The following is a 14,255-nucleotide window of genomic DNA, read 5'->3' as shown; positions in this document are numbered from 1 at the left end:
TCTTATAAATCAACTATTATTTCTTCATTAATATATAATTTAACTAATGAGTTTTGTCCTGTTCCTTGATAAACATTATATGTATTACTATCTACAGTTTGAGTATTCTCTTGAATCCACTCAGTATTAATGTTTTCAGTATTCTCATCAGAAATTAAAATGTCTTCTAAATATAAGTCATAATTCATCTTAGACCCTTTTATAATATATTCATATTATATATACTATATAAAAAAAGTCTCTAAAAAGTTTTTTTTGCTATTTTTTAATGTTTTAATAAATGAGAGATAAAATTATCTCTCATGAAGTGAGTCTTGTTTAACTTTTAAAATAGGTTTTAAAATAAAGTCCAGAATAGTTTTCTTTCCTGTTATAATATCAACAGAAGCTACCATTCCGGGGATAATAGGTAATTTCTTACCTTTTCTTTCTAAATAGTTTTTATCAGTTTTTACTAATACTCTATAGTAACTTTTATCATCTTTTGAGTCTTTATCTTGAATAGTATCAGCTGATATTTCTACAATTTTACCTTCCAGTCCACCATAAATTGAAAAGTCATAAGCTGTAATCTTTATGATTGCCTTTTGACTAGGGTTTATAAATGCTATATCTTTAGGATCAATTTTTGCTTCAACAACTAAAGCATCACTTAAAGGTACAATTTCAACTAAATCCATACCAGATTGAATTACTCCACCTATTGTGTTTAAATTTAATTGTTTTATAATACCATCTACAGGTGAAGATATTATTGTTTTTTCAACCTTATCTTTATCTCCAACTAGTTTTGCTTCAAATCTATTTACTTTACTTATAACCTCTTGTAAACCTTTTGAAGAAGCAGCTTTAAAAGTATCAATTTTTTCTAAAATTCTATTTCTTGCTTCAGAAATAGCATATCTTGATCTTGAAATTGATAATTTTGCTGTTTCTAAATCACCTTTTGTTTGATTATATTCTTTTTCAATATCTAGTAAATCAAACCTTGATTTAACGCCTCTTGCTACAAGTTTTTTAATAGTTTTTCTTTGTTGTTCAATAAACTCTAAACTTTTAGTTAATTTTCTAATAGTACTTTGTATTTCTAGTTGTTCTTGTATTTTTTGATTTACTTGATTTTCTAAAACTCTAATCGATGATTTTAACTCATTAACTCTATTTTCTAAAAGTAATTTCTCAGTCTTATCATATCTTGACGGATCATTTAAAACTTTTTCATCAAATTTTAATTCAGGAATTTTTTTATCTAAATCTAATTGAGACTCAATTTCTAACCTTGCTTTTAAAGCTAATAAAGATAAATATTCTTGTTTACTTTCTTCAAGAGAAGCTTGAAACCTTGTTGTATCAATTTTCATTAAAGGATCATTTTGTTTTACTCTTTGTCCTTCTTTTACTAAAATTTCAGAAATGATACCACCATCCAAAGATTGAACTGTTTGAATTTTATCTGTAGGGATTACTTTTCCTTTACCCCTTGCTAGTTCGTCAATTTGGGCTAAAGAAGCCCATATTAAAAATATTGTAAAGATACCAATAATTGTAAAAGCAATTACATTTGATCGTAAAGAAGGTTTTTCATTAGCAAAAGAGTATGTAGAATAAACAAACTCTAAATCTTCATCTTCATTATCAAAGCCATATAATTTTTTAATACTAGAAAAAAAACCTTTTTTCTTTTTTTTCGGTCTTACATCCTCAAACTCTTTTTCATAATTTTTATTTTCTTTTATACTTGAATCATAAATAGATGAAGTTTCTGGTTTATCATTACCAAGAATTGTTAAATGTTCTAAATTTTCATTTTTAGGTTTATTATTGTTTAAATCATTTTCTTTCATTAATTACTCGCTTTTGTAGTAAAAACTTCTTCTTTTGGCCCATCAACTACTATTTGTCCATTTTCAACGATTATCACTCTATCTACTAATTCTAATAAAGATGTTTTATGAGTCACAACTATTAAAGTTTTATCTTCAATAATTGTTTTAAGCCTTTTAATAAATGCTTTTTCTGTTTGTCTATCCATTGAGTTCGTTGGTTCATCTAGCATAATAATACTAGGATCTGAGATTAAAGCTCTAGCTAAAGTTACAGATTGTCTCTCACCTCCACTTAAGCCTTCTCCTCTCTCTCCAACAAGTAAATCATAACCTGCTTCATGTTTTCCTAGGAATTCATCTAAACCTGCAATTTTCGAAACTCTTAATAATTCTTCATCTGAAACATATTGTTCCCCTATTGTTAAATTATCTTTTATTGTTCCCATAAATAGAAATGGTTCTTGAGGAACACATCCTATTGCATGTCTTAAATCAGTAGGATCTACTTGTCTAGTATCTAAACCATCAATTAATACTGATCCTTTTTTAGGTTCATATAAATTCATAATTAGTTTTAATAAAGTTGATTTTCCTGAACCAATTTTTCCTAAAATTGCGACTTTTTCACCCTCTTTAATTGTAAGATTGATGTTTTTTAAAGTTTGATGATTTTGATCTTTATATGCAAATTCAACATCTTTTAATGTTATATCTCCTCTTAAATTAGGTCTACTAATATAAGATTTATTCTCTTTTTCCACAGGCATATTCATAATTTCATCAAGATTATTTAAAGAAAGCATTGTTTTATCAAACTTAATAATCATACCTACAAGTTGAGAAACTGGGGCAATTACTCTACCATTTAAAATCATTGCTGCAATAATTGCACCCATTGTAATCTTTCCATCTTGTGCTAAATAAACTCCACCTGCAACAATAGCAATATTTGAAAACTGAGATAAAAAAGCTGTAAAGTAAGTAATACTTTGAGATAAAAAATGACCTTTATCAGAATAATGCACTGTTTTGTTAATAGATTGATCCCAGTGTGTTTTCATTCTATTTTGAGCTTTTACACTTTTTATTATTTCTAAACCTGCAACTGCTTCTATTAAAGTAGTTTGTTTAATTTGTTCTTCTTTTACAGATTTCTCAATTAAAGCTTTTAAGGGTCTTTGTAAATACCAAGAAAGAGTTATAGATATTAGTACTGTTGCTACTGTTATATAAGCTAAAGGTCCTGCAATAAAAACAATTACTAAAATAAAAATTATAACAAAAGGTAAGTCAACAATAGCTGCAATTGTAGCACTTGTAAAAAATTCTCTAACACTTTCAAAGGATTGTAATCTACTTACAAATTGACCAGTTGAAGAAGGTTTTGCATCCATTTTTATATTCATTAAATGATTAAATATCTTATTTGACATAACCGTATCAGCACGTTTACTTGCTATACCTAAAAAATGAGAACGTAATACTTTTAATAATAAATCAAAAATCATTACAAGCGATATTCCTATGAATAAAGCCCACAATGTTTCTATTGCATTATTTGGTAAAACTCTATCATAAACATTCATTGTAAATAAAGGTGTTGCTAAAATAAAAATATTAATAAATAAAGATACTAAAACTACTTGTTTATAAATACCTTTATTTCTAAACATAGTACCCCAAAACCATTCTTTAGGACTATCTACAATTACTTCTTTTTCTATTCTATTATTAAAATTGTACTCTGGTTTAATGATTAAAACATCACCTGTAAATTCTGATTCTAGTTTTTCTATTGTTATTTGAGTCTCACCTGAACTTAAACCAGGTACAATAACATTAGCAATTTGTTCTTCTAAATCATAATCAAGTAAAACACACGCCCTATTTTTATTAAGAATTAAAACAGAAGGTAAAGCTAGTTTTGTTATATCAGATATATTTTCTCTTTTTACAGTTTTAGGAACTAGACCTATTCTCTTTGCAGCTTGATGAAACATAGAGATATTCATAGAAGTTTTATGTATAGGCAAGCCATAAGTTAAAGAGGCTTCTGATGTTTCTCTTTTATGATATTTTGATAAAAAAAGTAGACAACCTAGTAAGTCATCTACTTTCCGTCTGTCTTTTAAGTTTGATAAGGTTTCCGTTCTGATTTCATTTGAATCATGATTTTCCATGTTCACCTTTTAAATAATTAATGATACTTTTTATATAGTTTTTGATGTTTACTAACATTATCTATATATGGATTACCTTTTAAAACTGATTTAGGTAAAGAAGATAATGCAGCTTTTGCTTCTTTTACAGAATCAAATATACCATAAATTACCTTTGCACTTTTCATACTAGGTCCAAATTCATAAGTATAAGCTTTTGAACTATCTAAACCATTTGATTGTACATAGTTTTTTGCAGCATTTAAACCTTTTGTTGTTGTAATATTAATAGTATATGTTTTTTCTGATGAATTAAGAAGCTCTGATATACTACTATCTTCTCTTACTTCTACTGTATCAGTTACTTCTAAAAGTTCTTCTGTTAAATCATCTGTACTTTCATTAACTACTACATCTTCTTCTTTATTTTCAAGACTATTTTTTGCTTCTTCATCGCCTAATAAAGCTGTTAACTCTTCTGAAACATTTAAATTGTTTTTTGTAGTATTATTTTTTTGAACATCTTGTTTTATATTTGTTTTTGCACATTGTGCTATATTTGAATCTAAAACAGTCGGAATTAAAATAGATAAACTATTTAGTAAATCATAATAATTTGAATATAATTCATACTCTCTAATTACTAAACTTTTTTTTGCCTCATATAATACTGTTTGGGCATCTAAAATATCTACAAAAGTTCTTGTTCCTGCTTCAAATTCACTTTTATATACTTCAACAATATTTTCATTAGCAACTACATATTTTTTAAGAACATTTATTCTATCTTTATTCTTTTTATATCTTTGATAAGTAACTTTTACAGATTCAACTACTTTTTTTGTAATAGCATCTAATCTTTGTTTTTGCTCCGCTAAAAAAAGTTCTTCTTGTTTAGATATAGCATAATCAGAACCACCATTATAAATATTCCATGCCAAATTTATTCTACCGAAAACTTGATTTTCTTTTCCTTCTTCATTTAAGCTTAAATCATTATCTGTAATAGCCTTTAATTCAAGACTTAAGTTTGGTAAAAAAGTTGCATCTGCTTGTGCAATTTTTTCTCTTTGAGCTTTTACTCTTTCAATTTGTTCTAAAATTTCATAGTTATTTAAAACTGCTTGCTCTACTATTTCTTGTAAAAGTTTATTAACAATAGTTTCATTGATAAAAGGTCTACACTCATTACCTGTAGGTTTTTCACCGATATATCTTTTAAAAGTACTAATTTTTGAGGATTTTAAATCTTGCTCTTCAATATATTTTTCTTTTACAAAACTAAGTTTTGAATCTACTTGATAAGTTTCTAGTACTTCACCACTTATTTCTTCTTTTTGTTTAGCTATTTCTAAATTATCTTCATTTGTAGTTATCATACCTTTTGTTAGTTTTAGAAATTCATTATATTGAACATATCCAGTATATGCATTAATTGTTTCTAATACTATATTGCTTATGTTTCTATTTGTCCTATATTTATTTGCGATATCATTATGCTTGGCTTCTCTTACTCTACTTGGAGTTAAATCTCCATCATAAAGCATTTGATTTAAAGCAATACCAAAGTTATAACCATCTTCTTGATCTGAACCATCTTCATTATTATTAGGATTTGGTTGATTATAATTTTTATCTGTATTTACTTTTTCAATTCTACCATCAATATCAATTCGAGGGTAATAATTACCTCTTCTTTCATCAACATATTTTTTAAATGCTTCTTGATTTTTCTTTTCTGCAATTATCTCTGGATTTTTATCTAAGACTTTTTCAACACTTTGCTTTAATGTATAGGCATTAAGTAATGTTGTACTAGCAATAATAGATAAAAATGAATATTTTAATATTTTAGAAACTCTCATGATATAGCCTTAGTAATTTTTTTTATTATTTTAAACATATTATGTTTAATTACATATTAAACATTAACTTATATATCATATATTATAACTTTTTTTTCCATTTTTTTTATAAATATTACATATTTAAATAATTTTAAATTTAATTTATTAAAGTTATAATTAGTCTAAGAAGCGAAATAAGGTAAATAATGAGTGAAGATAATATTAAAAAATTTAACAATATTTTAAAGAATCTAAATGTTCTTTACATTGAGGATGAAGAAAACATAAGATTAAATATAAAGAAAGTTCTTCTTTTATTATGTAAAAATGTTTTTGATACAGGAAGTGTTGAAAATGCAAAAGAAATATTGGAAAAACAAAGAATAGATATTATTATCTCTGATATAAATTTACCTAAGCAAAATGGTTTAGATTTTGTAGAAGAAATAAGAAAAATCAATAAAAAAATCCCAGTGATTTTATTAAGTGCATATACTGAAACAAACTACCTTTTAAAAGCTACAAAACTTAAACTTATTGATTATCTAACAAAACCTGTTAATTTTGAAACTTTGAATCAAGCTTTATTAAAATGTGCAGAAGATATTTATGAAAATGCAATGTTTATTATAAATTTTCAAAATAAGATTCAATACAATGTCTTAAATAAGAAACTAGAAGACTCTAATAAACAAGAAATTAATCTTACGTCAAAAGAGGTAGCTTTGCTTGATTATTTTATAAAAAATAATGCTAGAGTCATATCTCATGAAGAACTTAAAAATAATATTTGGGAAGATTCCTATGAAACTACTGATTCAGCTTTAAAAAATTTATTAAATAAACTACGAAAAAAAATAGGGAAAGACTCAATTTCAAATATTTCTGGGGTTGGTTACAAATTAAATATCTAATTTTTTAATTTAATACTTATTTTATATAGTTTTAACTAGAATTAATAATACTATATAAAAGAGCATATTATGAATAAATTTTTACTATTATTTTTATTACCTTTTTTTACACTTAATGGCGCTACTAAAGAGCTTTTAAATACATTTGAAACTAATTCAGACGTAATGCTTTTAATTGATCCTAAAAATGGGAAAATAGTAAAAGCAAATAAGGCTGCAAGCAATTTATATGGCTACTCAATAAATAAATTAAAAAAAATGAATATAAAAGATATAAATACTTTTACAAAAGAACAAATTTCAAAAGAAATGCACTTAGCTAAAATTGAAAATAGAAATTTTTTTATTTTTAATCATAAATTAGCTTCTGGTAAAATAATAAAAGTTGTGGTTCATTCATACCCGATAAAATACAAAAATAAGAAATTACTGTTTTCAATTATTCACAAACAATTACCATCTCAAAGTATTAAAGAATTTAATCAAAGATTAGAAGAACAAGTTCAGATACAAATCAAACAAATTAAAGAAAACGAAGAAAATCTAATCACTATATTTTTAATTTCCACTATTTTATTTATTATTGGTATTATATTTTTATTTTATTTATTAAAACAAAGAGATTTATTAACAAAAAAACTACTAAAAACAAACAAAGAACTAAACGAACTTAATCAAAGATTTGAACTAGCTATGAATAGTACAAAAGATGGTCTTTGGGATTGGGATCTAAAGACAGATTATATATATTATTCACCTACCTGGAAAAATATGTTTGGCTATAAAGAACATGAGATTAAAAACTCAATAAAAGAATGGGAAATCAGAGTTCATCCAGAAGATAAAGAACAAGCACTTATAGATATAAAAGAGCACCTTGAAAATAAAACTAAATTTTATGAAAATATACATAGAATTAAACATAAAGACGGAAGATGGTTATGGATTTATGATAGGGGAAAAGCTATTTTTGATAAAGATGGTAAACCTATTAGATTTATTGGTTTTCAAACAGACTTAACAACACAAAAAAAGATTGAAAAAAGAATAGAAGAACAAAAAGAAGAATTTAAAGCCATCTTTGAAAACTCAATGGATCCAATTGCTATTTTAGATAAAAATGCAGATTTAATAAAATTTAATAAATCATTTTTAAAAATTACAGGTTATAAAAATGAGGATTTAGTAGAAAAATCATATTATGATTTAATTGTAGAAGATGAAATCGAAAAGATGAAAGAAATACTAAATATAGTTTTAAACCAAGGACAAGTAGAAAACATAGAAAAAAGATGTATAACAAAAAACCTTGAACAAATAACTGTAAGTATGAGTATAACTTTAATGCCTGATAAAAAACGTTTCTTAATTAATATGAAAGATATTAGTAAACAAAAACTTATTGAAACCCAATCAAAATTAATATCAATGGGTGAAATGATTGGTAATATTTCACATCAATGGAGACAACCCCTAACAATAATTTCAACAGTAGCAAGTGCTTTAGTTGTAAAAAAAGAGTGTGGGATATTAGAAGATTCAGATATAAAAGAGAGTTCAAATACAATTGTTTCTCAAACTAAATATTTATCCCAAACAATTGATGATTTTAGAACATTTATTAAAGATGCTGAACCAAAAGAAGATTTGAGTTTAATAAAAGCAATAAATAAAACTATTTCATTAGTAACACCTAGTTTAAAAAACAACTATATTACTTTGATTAAAAACATTGAAGATGATATTTCTATTCCAGGATATGAAAATCAATTAGTACAAGCTTTTGTAAATATTATAAATAATGCAAAAGACGCTTTAAAAGAAAACTTAAATGATACAGAAGATAAACTAATATTTATATCTACAAAAAAGATTGATTCAAAACTTATTATTACAATAAAAGATAATGGAGGTGGTATCTCAAAAGATATTATTTCAAGAATATTTGAACCTTACTTCACGACAAAACATCAAAGTGTTGGAACAGGAATAGGTTTATCTTTAGCCAATGATATTATTTCTAAGAATCATAAAGCTAAAATAGAAGTTTTAAATGAAAAATATGAATATAAAGGAAAAGAATACACAGGTGCTGTATTTAACATAGAATTTAAATGAATATCAAAAAATTAATAAAGAAATATATAATATTACAAAAGTTTTTAAAAGAAGACTATAAGAATTTGTTAGAAAAAAATTATACATTTTATATACTTGAACTTTCTCAAGATGCAAGAAAATGGCAAAGTAATCTTTGTTTATCACAAAATGAAGTAAAAGCCCTAAAAGCTTTTTATGTAAATAATACAAATAAAAGAAAACCTTATCTTTTAGAACTAGAAAAACCAAGAAAAGCAAAAATCATCAAACTATCTCTTGAAGATATTTTAAAAGATGAAATATTAACAAAAAAACTTACTAGAAGAATAGAATTAATTCCAAAATACAATGAAAAAATACTTGTTAGTTTAACTAAAAAGTCTAATATTAAGATATTTTGGAATTTTGAAAAGAATCTTGAAGTAAGATATCTTTACTATAAAGAAGATAAATTCATATATAACTTTTATGAAAATAAAAAATTACCCTTTTTTATAAATGAACCCTACCTTGAAGTAATTAATAGTAAAGGTAAATATGGACTTATTCATAAAGATGGTATATATCAAAATGGTCAATTAAAATTGATATATAAATGTAAATATCATCATATATTAACAAAAGGTGTATTAGCTCAGATTCAAAAAGAAAAAACAAAGAGTACTCAAAACTATAAAAATTATTTGTGTACTATTATTGATTTGGAAACAAATGATATTTATTCAAATAAAGCTTTATGTAATACTTTAAATCAAGATAATTTTATAGAAGTAACAAAAAAGAAGAAATTTAAATATATTAAAATTGATAAAAAAAGAGAAAAACCTATTATCAAAAGTAAAGAATATGATTATATTGTAAATTTAAGCATTCTAAATGAAAAACCCGTTTTTAGCAAAAAAGAAAAATTATGGGGATACATAAATAAAAATGGCGAAGAGATAATAAAGCCTAAATTTAAAAACTATGGTATTTTTAATAGTGGATATGCACTTATCAATGAAGATGAAAAGTATTTTGTCATAGATACTCAAGGGAAAATACAAATAGCAAAAAAAGAGTTTATAAAACATTTTAGAAATGATGTTTTTTTTGTGAAAGAAAACAAAAAATATGCCATATACAAAAAAAATAAAAAGATAATTGATTTTATAGATATCAACAAAGAACTTGAAAAAATAAAAAATGATCAAAACTTTGATGAAAAAGAACTTTTAAAGTATTTAAGAAGAATCCATAGAAAAAACACTTATCAATTTAGCCAAGAAAAAAATCCTATATTTTTATTTTTAGAGCTTGAATTAATAAAAGAAAAATCAAAACTTATTAAAAATAAATATAAGTTATCTCTAAAAGAGTATATAAATCAGTTTAAAAAGTTTGAGAATCAAATAGATTTAAATATAAGTGAACTTACAAATCATAAAGTAAAAGTAAAAAACTGTGCAATATTAAAAAAGTACAAAGATATCATAATAGAATCAACAAAAGGTACAATAGGCCTTAAATATCCAATAAATAAAAATATGTTTGATATGAACAAAGAACTTCCTGTGCAATTTGTAAAAACAAATAATGAAATATTAACATTAGGAATAAAGTTTAAATATCTTGAATTAATCAGGTAAGTTTAAAAGATAAAATGGAGGAGCTAGTCGGACTCGAACCAACGCATACCGGATTTGCAATCCGGGGCATTACCAGCTTTGCTATAGCTCCAATTGTCAGAAAATCATTAACAATGATAAAAGTTAGATGATTTTGCATGATTAAAAAAGAAGTGGCAGAGAGTGGGGGATTCGAACCCCCGGAGGCGTGAACCTCGCCGGTTTTCAAAACCGGTACTTTCGACCAACTCAGTCAACTCTCTACAATTCTAAAAAAGTGGTGCGAATGGTGAGAATCGAACTCACACTCCGAAACCGGAATGGGATTTTAAGTCCCACGCGTCTACCTATTCCGCCACACTCGCACTTTTAAATCTAAGTTTTCTTCGGTTTTTTGAACCGTTCTTCTTAAATTGGACTGGAATTATAATAGATTTTTTTTTCTTTGTCAAGGGTTTTTGAAAAGAATTTCAAAATTTTTTAAAATTTAGCTGTTTTAATAAAAAATGAAAATCAATAAATGTATAATATCTGCTATACATATAAGAAGAATTCAAAGGATTATAATTGAGAAGTAATGAGATAAAAAAAGGATATGATAGAACTCCACATAGATCTTTATTAAGAGCTACTGGATTAAAAGATGAAGATTTTGATAAACCATTTATTGGTGTAGCAAACTCTTTTATTGAACTTATTCCTGGTCACTTCTTTTTAAATAAAGTTGGTGAAATTATAAAAGAAGAGATTAAAGCAAATGGTTGTGTTCCATTTGAGTTTAACACTATTGGAGTTGATGATGGTATTGCCATGGGACATGATGGTATGTTATTTTCACTTCCATCAAGAGAACTAATAGCAAACTCTATTGAAACTGTAATGAATGCACATAAACTTGATGCAATGATTGCTATTCCAAACTGTGATAAGATTGTACCAGGTATGATTATGGGTGCCTTAAGAGTAGATGTACCTACTGTATTTGTATCAGGTGGACCAATGCAAAAGGGTCATACAAAAGATGGAGCTCCTATTGATTTAGCTACTGCTTTTGAAGCTGTTGGAAAACATGAATCAGGTGAAATGAGTGATGAAGAATTAAAAGATATCGAATGTAATGCCTGTCCAAGTGGTGGTTCTTGTTCAGGAATGTTTACTGCAAACTCTATGAATACTCTTATGGAAGCTATGGGTATTGCTCTTCCAGGAAATGGAACAATCTTAGCACTTACTCCTCAAAGAGAAGAGTTATATAGACAAGCAGCAAGAAGAATTTGTGAAATAGCAAAAGATGAAAAAGCAAGAGAAGAGTACAAATTAAAAAATATTTTAAATGAAAATGCTGTAAGAAATGCTTTTGCAGTTGATATGGCAATGGGTGGATCTTCAAATACTGTTTTACACATGTTAGCTATTGCTAAAGAAGCAGGTGTAAATTTCAACTTAGAAGATATTAACTCTATTTCAAAAAGAGTTTCTCATATTGCTAAAATCTCTCCATCTTTATCAACTGTACACATGGAAGATATTAATACAGCTGGTGGAGTAAATGCTGTAATGAAAGAGATGTCAAAAAGAGGTGATGATATTCTAATTGACAATCCAACTATTGGTGGAATTTCAACTTTAGAAAAAATCAAAGACTCTGAAATTAAAGATACAAATATTATTCACACTATTGACAATCCATACTCAGAAGTTGGTGGATTAGCTATTTTATACGGAAACCTTGCAGAACAAGGTGCTGTTATCAAAACTGCTGGTATAACAGGAGATAGAGTTTTCACTGGGAAAGCTGTATGTTTTGATGGACAACCAGAAGCTATTGCTGGTATTGTTGGAGGCAAGGTTAAAGCTGGTGATGTAGTTGTTATTAGATATGAAGGGCCAAAAGGTGGTCCAGGTATGCAAGAGATGTTAGCTCCAACTTCACTTATTATGGGAATGGGACTTGGAGATAAAGTTGCATTAATTACTGATGGTAGATTCTCTGGTGCTACAAGAGGCGCTTCTATCGGTCACGTTTCTCCTGAAGCTGCTGAGGGTGGTATGATTGGTTTACTAAAAGATGGTGATGAAATTCATATTGATGTTGACCAATATATCTTATCTGTAAACTTAACTGATGAAGAAATAGCAGAAAGAAAAGCAAAATTCACTCCTCTTAAAAAACCTCTTAACTCTTCTTGGTTAGGACAATACAGAGCACTTGTAACAAATGCAAGTTCTGGAGCAGTTTTAAAAACTGACTTATAAACACTAAAACTAGGGCTTTGCCTTAGTTTTAACTATTAACCATTTATTAACTATTTATTGAAAAATAGTTTACAAACATACTCTACAATTATATTATCAAAATTCGAAAGGATGAATTGTGAAGAAAAAACTTTTATTCGCTTCAGCAATGATTGCAAGTCAATTATTTGCACAATCAATTGACTTTGAAATGATGAATAAAAACCCTCAAAGAGTGGTTCCTAATTCTACTACTGAAATATTATCATTTAATAAAAATATTGAAAACTCTATGCATTCAGTAGTTAATATTTCTGCTAAAAGACATGTAAATACAAGAGTAAATAATTTACCTCTTGAAATGTTTAATGACCCATTCTTCAAAAGATTTTTTGGAGAACAGTTTGGTAATCAATTTAGACAAAATAGAGTTCAACGATCGCTTGGGTCTGGTGTAATTGTTTCAAAAGATGGATATATTGTAACAAATAATCATGTTATTGAAAATGCAGAAGAAATTACAGTAACTATTGGTGATGATACAACAGAATATAATGGAAAATTAATTGGAAGAGATGCAGATAGTGACTTAGCTGTTATTAAAATTGAAGGTAAAAACCTTGAAGCTATGAAACTAGGTGATTCATCTTCACTAAAAGTTGGTGATGTAATTTTTGCTATGGGTAATCCTTTTGGTATAGGAAGTACTGTAACACAAGGTATTATCTCAGCACTTAATAAAAATAAAGTTGGTATCAACAGATATGAAAATTATATTCAAACAGACGCTTCTATAAACCCAGGTAATTCAGGTGGTGCTTTAATAGATTCAAGAGGTGCGCTAATTGGTATTAATACTGCAATTTTATCAAAAAGTGGTGGTAATAATGGAATTGGTTTTGCTATTCCCGTAAACATGGTAAAAGATGTAGTTAAAAAACTTGTAACAGATGGGAAAGTAACTAGAGGTTATTTAGGTGTTGCTATTGGTGACTTAGATAAAGACTTGTCAAAAGTATATAATCATAAAAAAGGTGCTTTAGTTCTTGATGTGTCTACTGGAACTCCAGCTGAAAAATATGGAGTTAAAAGAGGTGACTTAATTTATGCTATAAATGGCAAAAAAATAACTGATAGAACATCTTTACAAAATGTTGTTGCTTCATTTAAACCACAACAAAAAGTAACTATTTCACTTGAAAGAAATAAGAAAAATATTAAACTTGATATAGTTTTAGGAAATAGAGAATCTTTAATAAAAATTTCTTCAAATAATAGTAAAGTTCTTGGTGGATTAAGACTTAAAAATATTGATATGAATATTAGAAAACAATATAGACTGCCATTAAGTGCACAAGGTATTCTAATTTCAGATGTTGAACCAAAATCAAAAGCTGAAAAAACTGGTTTCCAACCAGGAGATATTATAATTCAAATTGAAGATGTTGAAATAAAAGATTTTAGTGATGTTGAAAAAGCTTTAAGTAAGTATAATAAACAACACAAAAGAATTTATGTAAATAGATATGGTCAAACAATTCTATTTGTAACTAAATAAAAAGGATTT

9 protein-coding genes and 3 tRNA genes are annotated in these 14,255 nt (G+C 26.4%); 5 read left to right on the top strand and 7 right to left on the bottom strand.

The genetic code is table 11. The features are described 5' to 3' along the window. Positions 1 to 2: 2 nt before the first annotated feature. The 4 genes from ACH5BH_RS09255 to ACH5BH_RS09240 form a co-directional block, all read right to left on the bottom strand. Positions 3 to 188 carry a hypothetical protein gene (locus ACH5BH_RS09255; RefSeq protein WP_404308070.1) on the bottom strand — a complete coding sequence of 62 codons (186 nt, stop codon included), beginning with the start codon at positions 186 to 188 and terminating at the stop codon, positions 3 to 5. A 105-nt stretch (positions 189 to 293) separates the two neighbouring features. Further along, a complete protein-coding gene (locus tag ACH5BH_RS09250; RefSeq protein ID WP_404308072.1) occupies positions 294 to 1,844 on the bottom strand; it encodes an HlyD family type I secretion periplasmic adaptor subunit in 1,551 nt (516 codons plus the stop codon). Beyond that, a complete protein-coding gene (locus ACH5BH_RS09245; RefSeq protein WP_404308074.1) occupies positions 1,844 to 4,006 on the bottom strand; it encodes a type I secretion system permease/ATPase in 2,163 nt (720 codons plus the stop codon). Before ACH5BH_RS09245 ends, ACH5BH_RS09250 begins: the two co-directional genes overlap by 1 nt. A gap of 17 nt (positions 4,007 to 4,023) precedes the next feature. Continuing rightward, the gene (locus tag ACH5BH_RS09240; protein WP_423298140.1) at positions 4,024 to 5,850 is read right to left on the bottom strand and encodes a TolC family protein; all 1,827 of its coding nucleotides are present in this window, start codon (positions 5,848 to 5,850) and stop codon (positions 4,024 to 4,026) included. A gap of 188 nt (positions 5,851 to 6,038) precedes the next feature. Between ACH5BH_RS09240 and ACH5BH_RS09235 the strand changes: the two genes are divergently transcribed. The 3 genes from ACH5BH_RS09235 (at position 6,039) to ACH5BH_RS09225 (ending at position 10,474) form a co-directional block, all read left to right on the top strand. Continuing rightward, complete coding sequence (locus tag ACH5BH_RS09235) at positions 6,039 to 6,746, top strand: response regulator transcription factor (RefSeq protein WP_423298139.1); 708 nt, start codon at positions 6,039 to 6,041, stop codon at positions 6,744 to 6,746. Positions 6,747 to 6,815: 69 nt separating this feature from the next. Continuing rightward, on the top strand, positions 6,816 to 8,864 hold the full coding sequence (locus ACH5BH_RS09230) for a PAS domain-containing protein (RefSeq protein ID WP_423298138.1): 2,049 nt from the start codon (positions 6,816 to 6,818) through the stop codon (positions 8,862 to 8,864). Next, positions 8,861 to 10,474, top strand: a complete 1,614-nt coding sequence (locus ACH5BH_RS09225) for a WG repeat-containing protein (protein ID WP_423298137.1) — start codon at positions 8,861 to 8,863, stop codon at positions 10,472 to 10,474. Before ACH5BH_RS09230 ends, ACH5BH_RS09225 begins: the two co-directional genes overlap by 4 nt. Positions 10,475 to 10,489: 15 nt before the next feature. Here the strand turns inward: ACH5BH_RS09225 and ACH5BH_RS09220 are convergent. The 3 genes from ACH5BH_RS09220 to ACH5BH_RS09210 all read right to left on the bottom strand — a co-directional run bounded on the left by ACH5BH_RS09220 (position 10,490) and on the right by ACH5BH_RS09210 (position 10,818). Further along, positions 10,490 to 10,565, bottom strand: a tRNA-Cys gene (locus ACH5BH_RS09220). 62 nt (positions 10,566 to 10,627) lie between these two features. After that, positions 10,628 to 10,716 (bottom strand) — tRNA-Ser (locus ACH5BH_RS09215). 15 nt (positions 10,717 to 10,731) lie between these two features. Further along, positions 10,732 to 10,818: transfer RNA gene (locus ACH5BH_RS09210), tRNA-Leu, on the bottom strand. A gap of 202 nt (positions 10,819 to 11,020) precedes the next feature. On the opposite strand from ACH5BH_RS09210, the gene ilvD reads away from it, so the two are divergent. Beyond that, positions 11,021 to 12,709: a dihydroxy-acid dehydratase gene (gene ilvD / locus ACH5BH_RS09205; RefSeq protein ID WP_423298136.1), complete on the top strand. Its 1,689-nt coding sequence runs from the start codon at positions 11,021 to 11,023 to the stop codon at positions 12,707 to 12,709. 118 nt (positions 12,710 to 12,827) lie between these two features. Continuing rightward, a complete protein-coding gene (locus ACH5BH_RS09200; RefSeq protein WP_404308087.1) occupies positions 12,828 to 14,246 on the top strand; it encodes a Do family serine endopeptidase in 1,419 nt (472 codons plus the stop codon). Positions 14,247 to 14,255 lie beyond the last annotated feature (9 nt).

It is taken from the genome of Arcobacter rhizosphaerae (genome assembly GCF_049472155.1).
GTDB lineage: Bacteria > Campylobacterota > Campylobacteria > Campylobacterales > Arcobacteraceae > Arcobacter_B.
This window is presented reverse-complemented; position numbering and strand designations above follow the sequence as displayed.